Below are 18,806 nucleotides of genomic sequence, written 5' to 3'. Positions count from 1 at the left end.
GCGACCCGTTCAGGCGATCTCGGCGACCAGCTTGCCCACGATGTCGCGCAGGCGGCCCGCCACCTCCGCGTTCTCCCGCGGGTGCTTGCCGTCGAGCGTCTTGGTGGGGATCGACAGGTCGAGATCCTCGACCACGCGCGGGCCTGCGATGCCGAACGACTTCCTGGTCTCGTCGTGCGCCCACACCCCGCCGTACTGCCCCAGTGCCGCACCGACGACCGCCAGCGGCTTGCCGTTGAGCGCGCCGTTGCCATAAGGGCGTGACAGCCAGTCGATCGCGTTCTTCAACACGCCCGGAATGCTGCCGTTGTATTCGGGGGTGATCACGAGCGCGGCATCGGCCCGGGCGGCGGCGGCGCGCAGAGCGGCCACCGGTTCGGCCACCTCGTCGTTGTCGATGTCCTCGTTGTAGAACGGCAGGTCGCCGAGTCGGTCGAACCATTCCAGCATCACACCGTCGGGAGCGCTCTCCACAGCCAGTTCGGCCAGTTGCCGGTTCACCGATGCAGCCCGCAAGCTGCCCACCAGAACCAGTACGGTGTTGTTCGCGCCCTCGGTCATCGCGGCCCTCTCCTTGGTCTGTTCGATCCTTGCACCAACCAACCGGACCACAGTCCGTTCTATTCCGGCTGAGTTAAAGTTGCGAGGTGAGCGTGGCGGAGAACCGTAATGGCGCACCGGCGCTGCCGGTGAGCCGGCCGGGACTGTCCGAACGAGGCGATGCGGCGCGCAACCGGGCGCTGCTCATCGACGCGGCGCGTCGGCTGGTCGACGAACACGGCGCCGAGGCTGTCACCACCGACGACATCGCCGCGGCCGCCGGAGTGGGCAAAGGCACCCTTTTCCGCCGGTTCGGCAGCCGCGCGGGACTGATGATCGTCCTGCTCGACGAAGCGGAGAAGGCCCAGCAGGAGGCCTTCCTGTTCGGCCCGCCCCCGCTGGGACCGCAGGCTCCCCCGCTGCAGCGCCTGACGGCCTACGGCAGGGAGCGCCTCAAATTCGTCGACGCCCACCACGCGCTGCTCGCCGACGTCAGCCGCGATCCTCAGATGCGGTTCAACGCGCCGATGACGCTGCACCACAGCCATATCCGCCATCTTCTCGAATCCGCCGGAACCACAGGCGACCTCGACGCCCAGGCCAGCGCACTGCTGGCACTGCTCGACGCCGACTACGTGCACCACCAGATCCACGACCGGCACCGCACCCTCGACGAACTCGGGGATGCGTGGGAGACCGTGGCGCGCAAACTCTGCGGCTCGTGACCGCATCCGGGACCACCGCCGGCAGGCAGTGGATCCTGCACGTCGACCTCGACCAGTTCCTCGCCTCAGTCGAGCTGCGCCGACATCCCGAGCTCGTCGGGCTGCCGGTGATCGTCGGCGGCAGCGGCGACCCCACCGAACCGCGCAAAGTGGTCACCTGCGCGTCCTATGAAGCGCGCGAATTCGGTGTGCACGCCGGGATGCCGTTGCGCTCCGCGGCCCGCCGGTGTCCCGACGCCACGTTCCTGCCCTCCGACCCGGACGCCTACAACGCGGCCTCCGAACAAGTGATGAACCTGCTGCGCGACCTCGGCCACCCCGTGGAGGTGTGGGGCTGGGACGAGGCCTACCTCGGAGCGCAGGTGGACGACCCCGTCGCCCTGGCCCACCGGATCCAGCGGGTGATCTCGACCGAGACGGGCTTGTCGTGCTCGGTGGGCATCAGCGACAACAAGCAGCGCGCCAAGGTGGCCACCGGTTTCGGTAAGCCCGCGGGTGTGCACGCCCTCACCGACGACAACTGGATGCTCACCATGGGTGACCGTCCGGTCGACGCGCTGTGGGGGGTAGGCCCCAAGACCGCGAGAAAGCTTGCGGCTATGGATATCTCGACGGTGGCTGAGCTGGCGCGCACCGACCCGGCGGAGCTCACCGCCACGTTCGGTCCTACGACCGGTCTGTGGATCCTGCTGCTGGCCAAGGGCGGCGGTGACTCCACCGTCAGCGCCGAACCGTGGGTGCCGCGCTCGCGCAGTCACATCGTCACCTTTGCGCGTGACATCGCCGAGCGCGACGAGATGGCCGCGGCCGTCGTGGATCTGGCGCAGCGCACGCTGGCCGAGGTCGTCGAGCAGCAGCGCATCGTCACCCGCGTGGCGGTCACCGTGCGCACCAGCACCTTCTACACCCGCACCAAGATCCGCAAGCTCGCCGCGCCGACCACCGACCGTGATCCCGTGGTAGCCACCGCGCTCGAGCTCCTCGAGCAGTTCGATCTCGACCGTCCGGTGCGGCTGCTCGGCGTGCGCCTGGAGCTGGTCATGCCCGATTCGGGGAAGTGAACTCCGCCCCCGCGATACGGTGGCGCCCATGCAGTTCACGGTGCCGGGGTTCGACGAGTGGATGAGCGACGCACTCTCCCGGGAGGCGACCGAGGCCGGCGAGAGCGTCGGCGTGTTCGTCAGCCGGGCGGTCGCCGCCCGGATGGCCGTCGAACGGGCCAGGCGCGGCGACCAGGGCCTGCACGAACTGCTCATCCGCATCCGCGAGTCCGGTCTGCAGCCCCCTGATCGGATCGACGACGCGGCCGCCGGGTCGGTGATGTCCGACCCGGAACGGCTGGATGCGCTCTATGAGACCGGGATGCTGAACGCCGAACGCGCGCGGAGCCTGGACCGGGTGGTCGAGATGGTGGTCGCGGCGTTGGCGGTGCCGTGCGCCGCAGTGACCCTGGTCGATCGGGACACCCAGTACATGTGCAGCGCGATCGGCCTCACCGGCGACCTGGCGGTCACCCGGAAAGGATCCGTGGAAGGCTCGCTGGGCCGCGAGATCGTCATCTCCGGCAGACCGCTCGTCGTGGAGGACGCGCGGCAGGAACCGCTCCTGAGCGACCACAACGCGGTGCGTGAGGGCTTGGTGGTCGCCTACGCGGGTTTCCCGTTGACCGATGCCCACGGCCACACGATCGGCACGTTGAGCGCGTGGGACCTTCATCCCCGCCGGTGGACGTCGGGCCACCTGCAAGTGCTGGAGGATTTCGTCGTGATGATCCGCGCCCGGATCTTCGGTATCCCCCCGGACTGAATCGGCTCGTCGGCCGGTAGCAATACGCTCGGACGCATGCTCGGGACTGTCGCGATCCGCGGATACCGCTCGCTGCGCGAACTCGTGCTGCCGCTGCGCCGGCTGACCGTCATCACCGGCGCCAACGGCACCGGAAAGTCGTCGTTGTATCGCGCGCTGCATCTGCTCGCCGACTGCGGCCGCGGCGAGGTGATCGCGTCGTTCGCCCGCGAGGGCGGGGTGGAATCGGCGATGTGGGCGGGCCCGGAACATCTGGGCGGCGCGCGGCGCACCGGCACCGCGCAGGGCGGCCCGCGCACCCGCTCGGTGTCCATCGAGATGGGTTACGCATCAGACGATTTCGGATACCTGATCGACCTGGGCCTGCCGCAGGCAGGCGGGACGGCGTTCACCCGGGATCCGGAGGTCAAGCGGGAGTTGGTGTTCGCCGGACCGGTGGCCCGCCCGGCCGCCACCCTGGTGCGCCGCGTGCGTGGTCTGGTCGAGGTGGCCGCCGAGAGCGGCCGGGGTTTCGACGCGCTCACCCGCAACCTTCCTGCTCATCGGAGCGTGCTGGCCGATTGGGCCGCTGCGGTGCCCGAGTTGGTGGGTGTCCGGGAACGGTTGCGGGACTGGCGGTTCTACGACGGCTTCCGCGCCGACAGTGGCGCTCCCGCGCGCCGGCCCCAGGTGGGAACCCGGACGCCGGTGCTCGCCGACGACGGCGCCGACCTGGCCGCGGCGGTCCAGACGATCCTTGAGACGGGCACAGATGATCTCGCGCGCGCGGTCGCCGAGGCGTTCGACGGCGCGACGGTGTCGGTCGCGGTCACCGACGGTCTCTTCGACCTGAACCTGCATCAGCGCGGTATGCTGCGCCCACTGCGCAGCGCCGAGATCTCCGACGGCACACTGCGATTCCTGCTGTGGGCGGCGGCACTGCTCAGCCCCAACCCGCCGTCGTTGATGGTCCTCAACGAGCCGGAGACCTCACTGCATCCCGACCTGGTGCGCCCGCTGGCCGATCTCATCGCGGCCGCTGCGGAGCGCACGCAGGTCATCGTGGTGACGCACTCCGCGGCGCTGCGCAACCACCTGGGCGCCGAGCCGATCGGATCGGACGGTGACGCCTGGGAGATCGAGCTCTACAAGGACTGGGGCGAGACCAAGGTCGCCGAGCAGGGCCTGCTCACCACCCCACCGTGGGCATGGGGCACCCGCTGAAAGGTCAGCCGCGCTTGACCTTCGGCCGCAGCGCCCGGCTGAACAGGATGTTCACCTGCTTCATGGCGAGACTGTAGGGCCACCACATCGTCCGCTTGAACAGGTACAGCGCCCGGATGTCGTTGGACGTGTACACCAGATAGCGGTTCTTGAGCACACCGTCGAGGATCGTCTCCGCGGCCGCCTCCGGCGACACGGCGTGCCCCGAGAAACGACCGGTCCACTTCTGGACGTTGGGGTCGTCGCGGTCGACGCCGGCGATGTGCACGCTATCCACCAGTGGGGTCCGCACCGCGCCCGGCACCACCACCGACACCCCGATGCGGTGCCGCGCGAGGTCGAATCGCAACACCTCGGACAAGCCCCGCAGCCCGTACTTGCTCGCGCTATATGCCGCATGCCAGGGCAGCGCCACGATGCCGGCGGCCGAGGACACGTTGACCAGGTGGCCGCCGCGGCGGGCCTGGACCATCGGGGGCACGAAGGTCTCGATGACATGTATCGGACCCATGAGGTTGACGTCCACCATCGACTTCCAGTCGCGATGGGTCAGCTTGTCCACGGTGCCCCAGGCCGAGATCCCGGCGATGTTCATGACGACGTCCATCGCCGGATGCGCGGCGTGGACGTCGGCGCCGAAGGCCGCCACCGCGTCGTGGTCGGAGATGTCCAAGGCGCGGTGCGCCGAGACGACACCCCCCAGCGCGCGGGCGTCGGCGACGGTCAGCTCCAGCTTGTCGGCGTCCCGGTCGGTCAGGAACAGCTCAGCGCCGTGGGCAGCCAGCCTGAGTGCGGTCGCACGCCCGATCCCGCTGGCGGCGCCGGTGATCAGACACCGCTTGCCGGCGAACCCGTCGATTCTGTTCCCCTTGGCCATGGGGAACGACACTACGGCGGAAGCGTCGCCGACCGCCGCGGCGGGGTTAGGTAGTGTCTGTTAATTGCGGACGCGGTGATAGATGATGATCGCAGCTAGGGTGACGCCCCCGAGGTAGCTCAGCGCGTATTTGTCGTATCGGGTGGCGATACCTCGCCAGTGCTTGAAGCGGTTGAAGGATCGCTCGACGGTGTTGCGGTGCTTATAGATTCGCCCGGAGAACGCCGGTGGCCGTCCGCCTTTGCTTCCCCGGCTCTTTCGGCGGGCGATCTGGTCGCTGCGCTCGGGAATGGTGTGGGCGATTTTGAGCTGGCGCAGTCGGGCTCGGGTCGAGTCATGGGAGTACGCCTTATCGGGCTCTTCGCGCTTGAGCGGGGTGCCCGGTAGTTGATGGGGCTCGTGGCCCCGACATGCTGTTGGTCTCTCACAACGCGACAACAGCGAGGCCACGAGCATGAACGAGGGTACGTCAGTGCTGCTCGGGCTGGAGGACGAGTTCACCGTCCTGCAGCTCGAACGAATCGATGCCGACACGGTGCGTGTCGTCATCGAGGTCATCGACCCGGAGGGCGCCTGCCCCGAGTGCGGGGTGCTCACCTCAAGGATCAAGGAGCGGCCACTGGTTCGAGTCAAGGACTTGCCTGCCTCCGGCCAAAGAACCGATCTGTGGTGGCTCAAACGGCGCTTGGTGTGCCGCGAACCGGCCTGTGGGACAGCGACATTCACGCAGCAGTCCCGCGCTGTGCCGGCACGGTCGCGGCTCACGACCCGGCTACGAGAGAAGATCGGTTCGGCGATCGCGTCGGGCAACCGCGCCGTCAGCGAGGTCGCTAGCGAGTACCAGGTGGCGTGGTCGACCGCGCACCGGGCGCTCATCGCACTGGCCAACCAGTGGCTGCCCGAGCCGGAACCCACCCGCGTGCTCGGCATCGACGAGACCCGCGCCCGGTCGGTGCGCTGGGTGCTCGAAGAGGCCGGCTGGACACGGTCGAACCCGTGGATGACCTCGTTCGTCAACGCCGACCCCACCCTGCCCGGGCACCTTCTCGGGCTGACCCCGGGACGCTCCGGGGCGTGCGTGATCGACTGGCTCGCGCTGCAGACACCCGCGTTCCGGGCCGGCATCGACCTGGTCGTGATCGACCAGTCCGCGCCGTACGCGGGCGGGATCCGCACCGCCCTGCCGGACGCGCGGATCGCAGTCGACAAGTGGCATCTCGTCGCCCTCGCCAACCTCATGGTCACCCAGGTCCGTCAACGGATCACCCGGCAACTGCACGGCCGCCGCGGCACCGCCACCGACAAAGTCTGGGCCAGCCGGCAACTGCTGCTCATCGGCTACGAGCACCTCACCGTGAAGCAAAAGGCCCGGTTCAACGCCGCCCTCGCCGCCGAGGATCCGACCAACGAGATCGCCGCCGCGCATGCCGTCAAGGAACGCCTGCGCCTGCTGCTGGCCGAACACCAGCCGCACCAGATCCGGCGCAGGCTGTACGACTTCTACGACGCCGCCGCCCGCGCCGACATGGAGGAAACCAGCCGCCTGGCGACCACGATCGACACCTGGTGGCCAGCGGTGCTCGTCGCGCTCACCGAGGACGTGACCAACGCCCGCACCGAGGGCTTCAACCGGATCATCAAGCAAACCAAGCGTGTCGGATGCGGCTTCACCAACATGGACAACTACCGAAGGCGCATCATGGTCCACATCGCCCTCACCCGAGGGCAGAGACCAGCGGTCAAGTCCAGGGACGTGGTGTACGACGTCGTCGTGTGATTCTTCGAGGTGATGGTTCAGGTGGTCAGTGCCGCGGGGGTGGCCTCCTGTTCGGTCGGGGTGTCGTTGACGGTGCGTGATTTGCTCAGGACGTCGAGTCCGAGGTAGCGCCGGGATTCGGCCCATTCGTCGTGTTGTTCGGCCAGGACGGCGCCGACGAGGCGGATCAGGGCGTCGCGGTCGGGGAAGATACCCACGACGTCGGTGCGCCGGCGGATCTCTTTGTTGAGCCGTTCCTGCGGGTTGTTGGACCAGATCTGGCGCCAGATCTGCTTGGGGAACGCGGTGAACGCGAGTAGGTCTGGCCGGGCTGCCTCCAAGTGATCAGCGACCTTGGGCAGTTTGTCGGCGAGCGCGTCGATGATCCGGTCATATTGTGCAGCAACGGATTCAGCATCAGGTTGATCGAACACCGAGTGCAGCAGCGTGCGCACCCACGGCCACGACGCTTTCGGGGTGATGGCCATCAGGTTGGTCGTGTAGTGCGTTCTGCAGCGCTGCCACGTCGCGCCGGGCAGGGTGGCGCCGATCGCGGCCACCAGGCCGGCGTGGGCGTCACTGGTAACCAGTTTGACCCCAGACAGTCCGCGGGCGGTCAGCGACCGCCAGAACGTCAACCAGCCGGCCCCGTCCTCGGCGGTCGTGACGTCGATACCGAGGATCTCGCGGTAGCCCTCCTTGTTGACCCCGACCGCGATCAGCGCGTGCACGTTGACCACCCGGCCCTGCTCGCGGACCTTGAGGACCAAGGCGTCGGCGGCCACGAACGTGTACGGCCCGGCATCCAGCGGGCGGGTGCGAAACGCCTCCACGGCGACGTCGAGTTCCTTGGCCATCACCGACACCTGCGACTTCGACAACGACGTGATGCCGAGAGTTTCGACGAGCTTGTCCATCCGCCGCGTCGAAACCCCGAGCAGGTAGCAGGTCGCGACCACCGTCGTCAGAGCCCGCTCCGCGCGTTTGCGGCGTTCCAGCAGCCAGTCCGGGAAGTACGAGCCCTGCCGCAGCTTCGGGATTGCGAGATTCAATGTTCCCGCGCGGGTGTCGAACTGGCGGTGCCGATAGCCGTTGCGGGAATTGGTCCGCTCGGTGCTGCGCTCGCCGTAGCCGGCGCCGCACAGGGCGTCGGCCTCAGCACCCATCAGGGTGTGGATAAACGTGGCCAGCAGCTCGCGCAACACGTCGGGATGGGCGGTGGTGAGTCGTTCAGCCAGCACCGCAGGCAGGTCGATATTGTGGGCAGCGGTCATCGCGTCGATTCCTTTGCTCGAGTGACTTTGGACGGTCTCTCGAAGAATCACGCGATGACCCTCAATCAGTCGGCTACGACACGCCGGTACCGCTGATCAGGTCCGACTCGTACACCACTCTGCTGGACGCAACCAGACCAGCAGCATGAAATCAGCACACGCCCCGCTCAAATGCGGAGAGCCCCTTTATCTCTGCAGTAAACGCCCGGCCCGTCTTCGGCGCGCCTCGTGCCACACATGCCTTCCCGCTCGGGTTGCGGCGGGCCATAATTCGCCTTTCACGTGCCCGGCTTGCCGTCTTCGGAGCTGGGCCTTGACACCCCTGCACCGGGTACCCCCGCATCAGTACCGCACCTGCCGCTGGGCAGTCGATGCATCACCTGTCCGAACGGAATCGACCGGCCCCACGCTGATCACTGCTCCCACACCGCCGAAGCACTTCAACCGATCCGTCACTGCAGCATCATCGAGAAGCCGTCCTCGACACCGGCAGGTCCCGGGCCCGCTGGCTGTGATGTCTTCGCGCTGGCGGCGTCGGCGGGGAGAGGATTTCGCAGTGAGCAGCACCGCTCTCTCCGGGATCGAGGCGACCACCGAATCCGGCCCGCGGTGCTGCACGAAACCTTGGGGGCTCCATCGAGCCAGTGGCAATCCGGCCCGTGGTTGCCTCACCATGGAGCGATGACTGCTGAGCGTTGCCGATCCACCCCCGATCCTGCCGAACCCCTTTCCGATGCCGAGCTGCTCATCGGCCTGGTGGTCTCACCATCCCTGAGTGCGATGCTCGGCCCCGAGGTCACCACCTCGGTGCGCAAGATTTTGGTGCAGCGGTATCCGGGAGTGCGCTGGCAACTGAAGATGGCCGAAGACCGGCTGGTCGATCCACCCACCGAGACCTTGGACCTGCTGGAGGCGGCCCGAAACCGCGTGCTGGAGGAGAACTGGGATTTGGCCGTGGTGCTCACCGATATCCCCCTGAAGACCGGCCGACGTCCGGTGCTCACCCAGCTCAGCCCCGTGCACGGGGTAGGACTGGTCTCCGTCCCAACCCTGGGAGCCGTGCACGTGCGGCAGAAGGTGCAAGAGACCACCGTGCACGTGGTCGGGCAGCTCCTGGGCTACGACGCCGAAGACCTCAACGCCCAGCGGGATCTTGCTCGAAGAGCCCACCAGCTGTCCACCGATCTCGACGAACGCCCGGACGACAACGTCGTGCAGTTCACGGCCCGAGTGCTGAGCGGCAACGTGCGGTTGCTGCTGGGCATGATCCGCGCCAACCAGCCTTGGGCCTTCGTGGCCCGGCTCTCCCGGGCGATGGTCGTGGCAGCGGCCACCGGCATGCTGACATTGGTGGCCTCGGACCTATGGGTACTGGCCATGGCCTACTGGCCGGTGCGCCTGGTCCTGCTGGCGGTGATGGCGATCGGGGCGGTGAGTGCCACCCTGATCCTGGGAGCCGACTTGTGGGAGCGCCCACGGCGGCGAGCCCAACGTGAGCAGGTGATCCTGTTCAATTTGGCCACCACCGCGACCGTGGCCATCGGGGTTGTGGTGTTCTACCTCGGCTTATTCATCCTGTCCTGGGTCGGCGCGCTGCTGCTCATCGACGAGCAGGTACTGGCCGGTGTCGCCGGTCACCCAGTGAACGCTTTGGACTACGCGAAGATCAGCTGGCTCACCGCCAGCCTGGCCACCGTGGGCGGAGCACTAGGAGCTGGACTGGAGGACGACGATGTGGTGCGCGCCGCTGCCTACACCCGGTCCAGCACCTGACACAGCCCCAGCACAGAAGAAACTGAAACATCTACGCGTTGATGCCACGTCTATGCAGGTGTCATTGCCGGTCGCGATGACTTGGTGGGCTCAGCGCAGTGCGCTGCCTCGTACTCGGCGGGTGGGGCGTTGCCGAGGCGGGTGTGCGGGCGGGCGACTGTTGTACCTGTCGATCCGGGATCCGCACCGCCCTGCCGGACGCGCGGATCGCAGTCGACAAGTGGCATCTCGTCGCCCTCGCCAACCTCATGGTCACCCAGGTCCGTCAACGGATCACCCGGCAACTGCACGGCCGCCGCGGCACCGCCACCGACAAAGTCTGGGCCAGCCGGCAACTGCTGCTCATCGGCTACGAGCACCTCACCGTGAAGCAAAAGGCCCGGTTCAACGCCGCCCTCGCCGCCGAGGATCCGACCAACGAGATCGCCGCCGCGCATGCCGTCAAGGAACGCCTGCGCCTGCTGCTGGCCGAACACCAGCCGCACCAGATCCGGCGCAGGCTGTACGACTTCTACGACGCCGCCGCCCGCGCCGACATGGAGGAAACCAGCCGCCTGGCGACCACGATCGACACCTGGTGGCCAGCGGTGCTCGTCGCGCTCACCGAGGACGTGACCAACGCCCGCACCGAGGGCTTCAACCGGATCATCAAGCAAACCAAGCGTGTCGGATGCGGCTTCACCAACATGGACAACTACCGAAGGCGCATCATGGTCCACATCGCCCTCACCCGAGGGCAGAGACCAGCAGCATGAAATCAGCACACGCCCCGCTCAAATGCGGAGAGCCCCTTATCGGCGAGTAGCCGAAACTTTGGGCCCTGATGGGCAGTCAGCAGTGGCCACAGCATCGGGTTGTCGCCGGCTTGCCCCGGCGACAGTGCCATGGTGACCGCGCTGCAGCGTTGATCGGCCAGCGCGTGGATCTTCGTTGTCAGCCCGCCGCGTGAACGGCCGATGGCATGGTCATCGGGCTCATCGGGGTGTTTGTTGTAATTCGACAGATCCCCCTGTGTGGCGACCAGGGCGGGCACCAGCGGCATGCTGATGTACACGCACGCTGGTCGAATCCACCGCCAGCAGCAGTTCGACTAGCTCAGCGTCAGCGTCATCGACATCGATGTCACGGGAGATCGCTGCGAAGATCTGCGCGTAGGTGCCGTCGGTGGACCACCGCAGGTGACGTTCAGCCACCGACTGCCAGGCGCCGAACTGCGCGGGCAGATCGCGCCACGGAGATCCAGTCCGGTAACGCCAGATAATTCCTTCCAGCGTCACCCGATGATCGTTCCACGGCCGCCCGCGCCGTCGACCCGAAGGCAGTACCGGCTCAATCACCGACCACAAGTCATCAGAAATCACATCAGTCCGTAACACTTAAACAGCATCAGGCACAACATCGTTCACATTAAGCAGACACGCCCTAGTCCGCGGTGAGCCTGTCGCCGCCCCACAGGCCGGTCAACCACATCCGTTCCACGATGTCGACCGCGCGGGCGGGATCCTCGCCCCGGCCGATGAACGCGCTGTCGTGGGACAGCGTCATCGCCGTCACCGCGATCAGGGTGCGCACCAGCGCCGGCAGGTCATCGGAGATCGGGCGCGCGCCGGAGTCGTGTTCGACCAGTCCGACGATCTTGTCCACCACCGAGTCCTGGAAGTCGTCCATGATCTCGCGGATCTGGGCGTCGGTGTTGCGGGCCAGGTTGCACGCGCCCATGATCGGGTCGTTTCTGGAGTACACCGTGGCGGCGTAGCCAACCATGCGCCGGGCGAACTCCGACGGCGACTCGGTGAGCTCGCGGGGTGCGAAGTCGTGGGTCAGCTGATCCAGCTCGGCCATCGCCTCGGCCACGATCACCGCGAGCACCGCGTACTTCGAGTCGAAGTAGAAGTAGAAGCCGGACCGGGCCACCCCCGCCCGCTCGCTGATGGTGCTCACCGAGAGATCGGCGAAGGAGCCTTCCTGCAGCAGTTCGCGAACGGCGGTCACGATGGCGTCCCGCTGACGGTCACCTCTACTCCGGCGAAGGTCGGTGGCAGTGGGATCGGCCGTCATGCCTGTAAACCTTGGCATCACCACACCTCCGACACAAACCTAAGAAACTTGACAGCCGTCAAGAGTCTCGACCAGGATAGCGGCCAAAGTGACATCGACCACAGCCTTCGACTCCAGGAGCGTTCAAGTGCCGACAGTCTCGACCACAGATTATCTGCTCGACCAGGCCAAACGGCGGCTCAAGCCGACGCCGGTCACCATTCCGGGAATGGGCGCGGTGGAGAAGCGCCTCAAAGACAAGCAGTGGGACCAGTTCGTGCTCGCCGAGCCACCGGCCGGCAGCGAGTTGAAACCGATCCGCGGCGACGCCGGGCTGCCCATCATCGGGCACATGATCGAGATCTTCCGGGGTGGCCCCGACTTCATCCTGGAGATCTACCGCAAGCACGGGCCGGTGTACTTCGCCGAATCCCCCGCGCTCTCGTCGGTGATGGCGCTGGGCCCCGACGCGACCCAGGCGGTGTTCACCAACCGCAACAAGGATTTCTCCCAGCGCGCCTGGGACCCGGTCATCGGGCCGTTCTTCGAGGGCGGGCTGATGCTGCTCGATTTCGACGAGCACCTGTTCCACCGCCGAATCATGCAGGAGGCGTTCACCCGCACCCGGCTGACCGGCTACGTCTCGCACATCGATTCGGTGGCCTCGGCGGTGCTGGCCAACGACTGGGTCGCCAATGATCCGCGGTTCCTGTTCCATCCCGCGATCAAGGAACTCACCCTCGACATCGCCTCCGAGGTGTTCATGGGTGTGCCGGCGGGCACGGACCGCGCCCTGGTCACGACCGTGAACCAGGCGTTCACCACGACTACGCGCGCCGGCAACGCGATCGTGCGCAAGCCGGTGCCGCCGCTGACCTGGTGGCGGGGCATCAAGGCGCGCAAGACGCTGGAGGACTACTTCTCCAGCCGGATCGACGAGAAGCGGCGCTCGGAGAGCACCGACATGTTGAGCGTGCTGTGCCACTCCGCCGACGAGGACGGTCAGAGCTTCACCGACGACCAGATCGTCAGCCACATGATCTTCCTGATGATGGCTGCGCACGACACGTCGACCTCGACGATGACCACGATGGCCTACCACCTGGCCGCCAATCCGCAGTGGCAGGACCGGTTGCGCGAGGAGTCCGCGCGCATCGGCAACGGCCCGCTGGACATCGAGGCGTTGGAGAAGCTCGAGACCTACGACCTGGTGATCAACGAGTCGCTGCGGATGATGACGCCGCTGCCGTTCAACTTCCGCCAGGCTGTCCGCGACACCGACCTGCTGGGCTACTACATCCCGGCCGGCACCAACGTGGTGACGTGGCCGTCGATCAACCACCGGCTGCCCGAGCTGTGGACCGATCCCGACAAGTTCGACCCGGAACGGTTCGCCGAACCGCGCAACGAGCACAAGAGGCACCGGTACGCGTTCGCCCCGTTCGGCGGCGGCGCCCACAAGTGCATCGGCATGGTGTTCGGTCAGCTGGAGATCAAGACGGTCATGCACCGCCTGCTGCAGAACTACCGGCTCGAGCTGCCGCGCCCCGGATACCAGCCGCGCTACGACTACGGCGGCATGCCGGTCCCGTTGGACGGTATGCCGATCGTGCTGCGCCCACTGCACTGATTTGCCTTCCGCCGACATTGCATTCCAGCAGCTCGTCACTCGACCTTCGGCTGCTGGAATGCAATTTCGGCGCTAACTGGCGACCATCAGCCGGTTGGCGCACGCGACGACCGCGCGCAACGCCGACTCGGTCGGATCGTCGGACCACCCCATCGCCCACTGCGAGCTCTCGCCGTCGCTGCCCTGGATGAACGTCGCGGTGTGCTCACCGGCACGCAACTGGTGAAAGGCCGTCATCTCGACGGCAACGCCGTGCTCATAGAGCATCGCGGTCAGCGCGGCGACCGGACCGCACGCCGCCGCACGGGAGGTGCCGATGCGGTCTCCCAGCGCCAGCGTCGCCTGGTAGTGGCGCACCTGCGGCCCCAGCCGCCGCTCACCGTCGACGCAGCACCACTGCCCCAGCCGCACCGGGCCGGACGCCGGCGCGTACTCGTGGAAGAACTCGTCGAACGACTTGGTCGCAGCCGGCTCGCGCAGCGCGCTCGGCAGGCGGCCGTCGATGACGGCGGCGAAGGTCATCGGTGCACCATCTGACGTGGAGATCGGGGAGTTCATGTGCCGGCCTTTTCGATCCGAGAGGAAGCGACCGACAGAAGTAGCGACGACCCACAGCGGGGGGTCGGTCAGGATCAGACCCCGCTGCGGGTTCCTACTACGAGTCGCCTCGGCACGTCAGCGATGCTAGACCTCCGCGATCGCGAGGTGCAACCGGCACAATGTGCCGGTGTCCTGGTCGCAAGCGGTGCTGCTGTTCGCGGCCGGAATCGCCGGTGGATTGACCGGCAGCATCGCCGGATTGGCGTCCGTGGCGACCTATCCGGCTCTGCTGGTGGTGGGGCTGCCCCCGGTGACGGCCAATGTCACCAACACCGTCGCGCTGGTCTTCAACGGCATCGGGTCGATTCTGGGATCGCGGCCCGAGTTGGCCGGACAGGGTGCGATGTTGAAGCGGGTGCTGCCGTTCGCCGCGGTCGGTGGCGCCGCCGGTGCGGTCCTGCTGTTGTCGACGCCGGCGGAGGGTTTCGAGAAGATCGTGCCGATGCTGCTCGGGTTCGCGTCCCTGGCGATCCTGCTCCCGGTGCGGCCGAGCCGGGACAGCCCGGGCGCGTCGCGGCGTCGCCGTACCCTCACACTCGCCCTGCAGGGTGTCGCGGTGTTCGCGATCTGCATCTACGGCGGCTACTTCGGCGCCGCGGCAGGGGTGCTGCTGCTCGCACTGTTCCTGCGCCTCGGCGGCGAGACACTGGCGCATGCCAACGCGGGCAAGAACGTCGTCCTGGGTCTGGCCAACGGCGTCGCCGCGCTGATCTTCGCAGCGGTGGCGCCCGTGCAGTGGGTCGCGGCGCTCGTGCTGGGAGCCGGGTGCCTGCTCGGCTCCAGGCTCGGCCCGGTGGTGGTGCGGCACAGCCCGGACAAACCTCTCCGTATCGCGATCGGACTGGCCGGTGTCACCCTCGCGGTCAAGCTCGGGGTGGACGCCTACCGCTGATCACACGAATGGGTTGTCGCCCTTGGACACCCACGTTCCGAGCGCGATCAGGTTTTCCGCCGAGGCGTGCAACCGCTCCCCGGCCTCCGCGCTGGCCTGGCCGGCCAGATAGCGCGACCACGTACCCTCGATGACGATCGCGAGCTTGAAGCACGCCATCGCGACATACCAGTCCAGGCGTTCCGGGCGGCGCCCGCCCGCGTCCAGATACGCCTCGACGAGTTCTGGCCGCGTGGCCAGACCCCCGAGGGCGGCGAGGGCGGAACCGGCGTCGATCGGATTCGGCCCGTCCGGCCAGCAGACGAGCATCCACCCGAGATCGAGCAACGGGTCACCCACGGTGCACATCTCCCAGTCGATGAACGCCGCGAGTTCGGGGACGTCCCGACGCAGCAGCACATTGTTCAGATGGCAGTCACCGTGCATGATCCCCGGCGCCGCATCCTCGGGGCGGCAGGTCTCCAGCCAGTCGGCCAGCGTGTGCACCGACGGGAACGACTCGGGCGAGTAGCGGTCGTGCCGGTAGCTCTCCAGCAGCCGCATGAACTGCGGAACTTGGCGCGCGAGAAAGGATCCCGGTCGTTTGAGCTCTGCCAACGGGCTGCCCTCCCACGCCACCTTGCCCAATTCGGCCAGACTCGCCGCAAATGACAGCCCCACGCGGTGCCGCATGCCGGCGTCGCGCACGTAGGCCTCATCGGCCTCGGTGCCCGGATTGAACCCGTCGATCGCCTCCATCAGGTAGAACACCACCCCGAGCACGTCGAGGTCCTCACACCCGGCGATCAGTTCCGGATGCGGCACCGCGGTGCCTTTCAGGGTCTGCAGCACGGCGATCTCGCGGCGCATGGTGTTGTCGCTGGTGGGTCTCGGGTGCTGCGGCGGCCGGCGCAACACCATCGGCCGCCCGTCCACCCGCAGCCGTACCACGATGTTCTGCGACCCACCGGTCAACGGGGTGACATCGGTGAGCGTCGACCCGATCCCGCTCCCCCGCACCCACTTCCGCAGCGCATCCTGTTCTGTCTCGGTCAGCGTCACGTCGACTGGCATGCCGCCATCGTCTCAGGGCACCCGCGCAGATCAGTCCAGAATGCGCCGCGCCACGTTGGTGGAGACGAGGTCGAGCAGTTCGTCGGCACGGCCGGCGAGGATCGTTCTGATCGCGTACAGGGAGAACCCCTTGGCCTGTTCGGCGGTGATGGCAGGCGGGATCGACAATTCCTGCCGCGCCGTGATGACGTCGACGACGGCAGGACCGCCGGCGGCGAACGCGTCCGCCAATGCCGGCTCGAGTTGATCCGGGCGCTCGACACGCCGGCCGAAGACGCCCATCGCCTGTGCCACGGCGGCGAAATCCGGGTTGGTCAGGTCGGTGCCGAAGTTGACGATGCCGGCCGCCTTCATCTCCAGTTCGACGAAGTTCAGCGACGAGTTGTTGAACACGACGACCTTGACCGGTAACCGGTTCTGGATCAACGTGATCAGCTCGCCGAACAACATCGTCAATCCGCCGTCTCCGGCCAGCGCCACCACCTGGCGTTGCGGGAACGCGGTTTGCGCCCCGATCGCATGCGGCAGCGCGTTGGCCATCGTGCCGTGATTGAACGACCCGATGAGCCTGCGCCGGCCGTTCATCGTCAGGTAACGCGCCGCCCACACCACCGGCGACCCCACGTCGGCGGTGAAAACCGCGTCGCCGTCGGCCATCCTATTGACCAGCCCCGCAACATATTCCGGCCTGATCGGAGTGCGGTTGCGGTCATTGACGGCGAGCTCGTCGAGGGTCTTGCGGGTTTTGCGGTAGTGCCTGCGCGAGCGGTCCAGGTGGGTGCGGTCCGCCTTCTGGTGCAGCAGCGGCTGCAATGCGGCCAGGGTGTCGCCGACGGAGCCGACCAGCCCCAGGTCGATCGGGGTGCGCCGGCCGAGATGCCGACCACGGATGTCGACCTGGATGACCTTCGCGCGGTCGGGATAGAACTGCTGATAGGGAAAGTCGGTGCCCAGCATCAGCAGCAGGTCGGCTTCCTTGATCGCCTTATAGCCGGACGCGAAGCCCAGCAGCCCGGTCATCCCGACGTCGTACGGATTGTCGTATTCGATGAAGTCCTTGCCGCGCAACGCATGCACCACCGGGGCGTGCAACGTCGCGGCGAGCCGGACGAGTTCGTCGTGCGCTCCCTCCACGCCTGCACCGCCGAGGATCGTCACCGCCTGCGCGGCGTTGAGCATGGCCGCCGCCTCGCGCAGGCCGGCGTCGTCGGGGCGCACCACCGACCTGGCGGCGACGACCGGCCGCGTCTGCCAGGCTGTGGGCTCGGCCTTTTGCAGGAAGATCTCGCCGGGGATCACGACCACCGCGACACCGCGATCCTCGACCGCGGCCCGCATGGCCATGTGCAGGATGCGCGGCAGCATCTCGGCGGTGCTGACCAGTTCCCGGTAGACACTGCACTCGCGGAACAGTTCCTGCGGGTGGGTTTCCTGGAAGTACTCCGAGCCGATCTCGGCGCGCGGGATGTGGGCGGCGATCGCCAGCACCGGCACCCGGCTCCGCTGGGCGTCGAACAGTCCGTTGATCAGGTGCAGGTTGCCGGGGCCGCAGCTGCCGGCGCAGACCGCGAGCTGTCCGGTCAGGGCCGCGTCGGCTGCCGCGGCGAACGCGGCCGTCTCCTCGTGGCGCACATGTTCCCAGCTGATCTGACCGGAACGGCGCAGCGCGTCGGTGAAGCCGTTGAGGCTGTCCCCGGGAAGTCCGTAGACCCGCCGGACACCGCTGGTGTGAAGGGTCGCGATGACGTGCTCGGCAACAGTCGCCACCCCACCCACCGTAGCGCTGAATCGGGCACGCTACGCGACATCGAGTGCCAATGCGCGCCCGATTCGCCTCTGCTACTTGGGGGCGAAGCGCTGGCCGGCGTCCAGGCGCAGGCACTGGCCGTTCAGCATCGGGTTCTCGACGATCGCGACGGCGAGCCTGGCGTACTCCTCGGGCTTGCCGAGGCGCTTCGGGAACGCCGCGTCCTTGGTCAGCATGCTGACGTACTCGTCGGGGATGCCCTCGGTGAGCCCGGTGGCGAACAGGCTCGGCGCGATCGCAAGCGCGCGGATACCCAGGCTGCCGAGATCCCGCGCCATAGTCAGGCACATACCGGCGATCGCGGCCTTGGAGGCGGTGTAGGCGACCTGGCCGATCTGGCCCTCGAAGGCCGCGATCGAGGCGGTGTTGATGATGACGCCCCGCTCTTCGGCCTCGTCGTCGACCGGGTCGTTCTTCGACATCTGCCACGCGGCGAGCCGGCTGATGTTGAAGGTGCCGATCAGGTTCAGGTCGATGCTCTTGCGGAACGACTCCAGGCTGTGCGGGCCGTCCTTCTTCAGGGTGCGCTCGGCGATGCCGCCGCCGGCGGTGGTGACCGCGATGTGCAGGCCGCCGAGGGCTTCGACGGCCTGGCTGAGCACGGACTCGGTGCCCTCGAAGTCGGTGATGTCGACCTCGTGGAAGGTGCCACCGATCTGGTCGGCCACCTCCTTGCCCTTGGACTGCGGACGATCCAGCACCGCCACGCTCGCCCCGCGCTTGGCCAGTGCTTCCGCGGTGGCCCGTCCGAAGCCCGACGCGCCGCCGACAACGACGGCCTTCTTGCCCTCGATCTCCATCTGTTCCCTTTCCCGACTTTGCAGAATGTGGAC

At 67.4% G+C, this 18,806-nt stretch carries 17 protein-coding genes and 2 pseudogenes; 9 read left to right on the top strand and 10 right to left on the bottom strand.

Going from position 1 to position 18,806, the window contains the following annotated elements; genetic code table 11:
• Positions 1-9: 9 nt before the first annotated feature.
• Positions 10-561 (bottom strand): NAD(P)H-dependent oxidoreductase, encoded by a 552-nt coding sequence (locus KXD97_RS17520; protein ID WP_260751310.1) that lies wholly within the window; start codon positions 559-561, stop codon positions 10-12.
• Between the two features lie 86 nt (positions 562-647).
• Here KXD97_RS17520 and KXD97_RS17515 point away from each other — a divergent pair, with 86 nt between their 5' ends.
• From KXD97_RS17515 to KXD97_RS17500, 4 genes are read left to right on the top strand one after another with little or no spacing between them, the layout of a single operon-like run.
• Positions 648-1,265, top strand: a complete 618-nt coding sequence (locus KXD97_RS17515; RefSeq protein ID WP_396884278.1) for a TetR/AcrR family transcriptional regulator — start codon at positions 648-650, stop codon at positions 1,263-1,265.
• A complete protein-coding gene (locus KXD97_RS17510; RefSeq protein WP_260751309.1) occupies positions 1,262-2,326 on the top strand; it encodes a DNA polymerase IV in 1,065 nt (354 codons plus the stop codon). The genes KXD97_RS17515 and KXD97_RS17510 overlap by 4 nt, the downstream gene beginning before the upstream one ends.
• 28 nt (positions 2,327-2,354) lie before the next feature.
• Complete coding sequence (locus KXD97_RS17505) at positions 2,355-3,071, top strand: GAF domain-containing protein (protein WP_260751307.1); 717 nt, start codon at positions 2,355-2,357, stop codon at positions 3,069-3,071.
• 36 nt (positions 3,072-3,107) lie between these two features.
• Complete coding sequence (locus tag KXD97_RS17500; RefSeq protein ID WP_260751306.1) at positions 3,108-4,274, top strand: AAA family ATPase; 1,167 nt, start codon at positions 3,108-3,110, stop codon at positions 4,272-4,274.
• Between the two features lie 4 nt (positions 4,275-4,278).
• Here KXD97_RS17500 and KXD97_RS17495 read toward each other — a convergent pair whose 3' ends face one another.
• Positions 4,279-5,151, bottom strand: coding sequence for an SDR family oxidoreductase (locus KXD97_RS17495; protein ID WP_260751303.1), 873 nt, complete (start codon positions 5,149-5,151; stop codon positions 4,279-4,281).
• Between the two features lie 60 nt (positions 5,152-5,211).
• Positions 5,212-5,505 (bottom strand): annotated as a pseudogene (locus KXD97_RS17490) (transposase); the annotation flags it as partial.
• Positions 5,506-5,605: 100 nt separating this feature from the next.
• Here KXD97_RS17490 and KXD97_RS17485 point away from each other — a divergent pair.
• Entirely contained in the window at positions 5,606-6,928 is a 1,323-nt protein-coding gene (locus tag KXD97_RS17485) for an ISL3 family transposase (protein WP_260751301.1), read from the top strand.
• A gap of 17 nt (positions 6,929-6,945) precedes the next feature.
• Here KXD97_RS17485 and KXD97_RS17480 read toward each other — a convergent pair whose 3' ends face one another.
• Positions 6,946-8,181 carry an IS256 family transposase gene (locus KXD97_RS17480; protein ID WP_260751300.1) on the bottom strand — a complete coding sequence of 412 codons (1,236 nt, stop codon included), beginning with the start codon at positions 8,179-8,181 and terminating at the stop codon, positions 6,946-6,948.
• Between the two features lie 681 nt (positions 8,182-8,862).
• Between KXD97_RS17480 and KXD97_RS17475 the strand changes: the two genes are divergently transcribed.
• Both KXD97_RS17475 and KXD97_RS17470 read left to right on the top strand, forming a co-directional pair.
• Entirely contained in the window at positions 8,863-9,954 is a 1,092-nt protein-coding gene (locus KXD97_RS17475) for a hypothetical protein (RefSeq protein WP_260751298.1), read from the top strand.
• Between the two features lie 98 nt (positions 9,955-10,052).
• Positions 10,053-10,709: a transposase gene (locus KXD97_RS17470; protein WP_260751297.1), complete on the top strand. Its 657-nt coding sequence runs from the start codon at positions 10,053-10,055 to the stop codon at positions 10,707-10,709.
• Positions 10,710-10,735: 26 nt separating this feature from the next.
• On the opposite strand, the pseudogene KXD97_RS17465 reads toward KXD97_RS17470, so the two are convergent.
• A pseudogene (locus tag KXD97_RS17465) lies at positions 10,736-11,330 on the bottom strand (IS5 family transposase); the annotation flags it as partial.
• 46 nt (positions 11,331-11,376) lie between these two features.
• Positions 11,377-12,012 (bottom strand): TetR/AcrR family transcriptional regulator, encoded by a 636-nt coding sequence (locus KXD97_RS17460; protein ID WP_260751296.1) that lies wholly within the window; start codon positions 12,010-12,012, stop codon positions 11,377-11,379.
• A 127-nt stretch (positions 12,013-12,139) separates the two neighbouring features.
• Here KXD97_RS17460 and KXD97_RS17455 point away from each other — a divergent pair, with 127 nt between their 5' ends.
• Positions 12,140-13,621 carry a cytochrome P450 gene (locus tag KXD97_RS17455; protein ID WP_260751295.1) on the top strand — a complete coding sequence of 494 codons (1,482 nt, stop codon included), beginning with the start codon at positions 12,140-12,142 and terminating at the stop codon, positions 13,619-13,621.
• Between the two features lie 72 nt (positions 13,622-13,693).
• Here KXD97_RS17455 and KXD97_RS17450 read toward each other — a convergent pair whose 3' ends face one another.
• Positions 13,694-14,143: a homocitrate synthase gene (locus KXD97_RS17450; RefSeq protein ID WP_260751294.1), complete on the bottom strand. Its 450-nt coding sequence runs from the start codon at positions 14,141-14,143 to the stop codon at positions 13,694-13,696.
• A 205-nt stretch (positions 14,144-14,348) separates the two neighbouring features.
• Here KXD97_RS17450 and KXD97_RS17445 point away from each other — a divergent pair, with 205 nt between their 5' ends.
• Positions 14,349-15,113, top strand: a complete 765-nt coding sequence (locus KXD97_RS17445; RefSeq protein ID WP_260751293.1) for a sulfite exporter TauE/SafE family protein — start codon at positions 14,349-14,351, stop codon at positions 15,111-15,113.
• Here KXD97_RS17445 and KXD97_RS17440 read toward each other — a convergent pair whose 3' ends face one another.
• The 3 genes from KXD97_RS17440 to KXD97_RS17430 form a co-directional block, all read right to left on the bottom strand.
• Entirely contained in the window at positions 15,114-16,166 is a 1,053-nt protein-coding gene (locus tag KXD97_RS17440; protein WP_260751292.1) for a phosphotransferase family protein, read from the bottom strand. It abuts the gene before it with no gap.
• A gap of 30 nt (positions 16,167-16,196) precedes the next feature.
• Positions 16,197-17,933 (bottom strand): ubiquinone-dependent pyruvate dehydrogenase, encoded by a 1,737-nt coding sequence (poxB, locus tag KXD97_RS17435; protein WP_260751291.1) that lies wholly within the window; start codon positions 17,931-17,933, stop codon positions 16,197-16,199.
• Positions 17,934-18,005: 72 nt separating this feature from the next.
• Positions 18,006-18,773: an SDR family NAD(P)-dependent oxidoreductase gene (locus KXD97_RS17430; protein ID WP_260751290.1), complete on the bottom strand. Its 768-nt coding sequence runs from the start codon at positions 18,771-18,773 to the stop codon at positions 18,006-18,008.
• Between the last annotated feature and the right edge of the window lie 33 nt (positions 18,774-18,806).

Source organism: Mycobacterium sp. SMC-8 (assembly GCF_025263565.1).
Taxonomy (GTDB): Bacteria; Actinomycetota; Actinomycetes; order Mycobacteriales; family Mycobacteriaceae; genus Mycobacterium.
Note: the sequence above shows the minus strand (reverse complement) of the source record. Positions and strands in the feature narration are given on the sequence as shown.

Excerpts from the sequence above, each read along its gene's own strand:
- KXD97_RS17450 (WP_260751294.1), bottom strand. The coding sequence starts at position 14,143 with ATGACCTTCGCCGCCGTCATCGACGGCCGCCTGCCGAGCGCGCTGCGC.
- KXD97_RS17430 (WP_260751290.1), bottom strand. The coding sequence starts at position 18,773 with ATGGAGATCGAGGGCAAGAAGGCCGTCGTTGTCGGCGGCGCGTCGGGC.
- KXD97_RS17500 (WP_260751306.1), top strand. The coding sequence starts at position 3,108 with ATGCTCGGGACTGTCGCGATCCGCGGATACCGCTCGCTGCGCGAACTC.
- KXD97_RS17520 (WP_260751310.1), bottom strand. The coding sequence starts at position 561 with ATGACCGAGGGCGCGAACAACACCGTACTGGTTCTGGTGGGCAGCTTG.
- KXD97_RS17505 (WP_260751307.1), top strand. The coding sequence starts at position 2,355 with ATGCAGTTCACGGTGCCGGGGTTCGACGAGTGGATGAGCGACGCACTC.
- KXD97_RS17475 (WP_260751298.1), top strand. The coding sequence starts at position 8,863 with ATGACTGCTGAGCGTTGCCGATCCACCCCCGATCCTGCCGAACCCCTT.
- KXD97_RS17460 (WP_260751296.1), bottom strand. The coding sequence starts at position 12,012 with ATGACGGCCGATCCCACTGCCACCGACCTTCGCCGGAGTAGAGGTGAC.
- KXD97_RS17440 (WP_260751292.1), bottom strand. The coding sequence starts at position 16,166 with ATGCCAGTCGACGTGACGCTGACCGAGACAGAACAGGATGCGCTGCGG.
- KXD97_RS17485 (WP_260751301.1), top strand. The coding sequence starts at position 5,606 with ATGAACGAGGGTACGTCAGTGCTGCTCGGGCTGGAGGACGAGTTCACC.
- KXD97_RS17480 (WP_260751300.1), bottom strand. The coding sequence starts at position 8,181 with ATGACCGCTGCCCACAATATCGACCTGCCTGCGGTGCTGGCTGAACGA.
- KXD97_RS17495 (WP_260751303.1), bottom strand. The coding sequence starts at position 5,151 with ATGGCCAAGGGGAACAGAATCGACGGGTTCGCCGGCAAGCGGTGTCTG.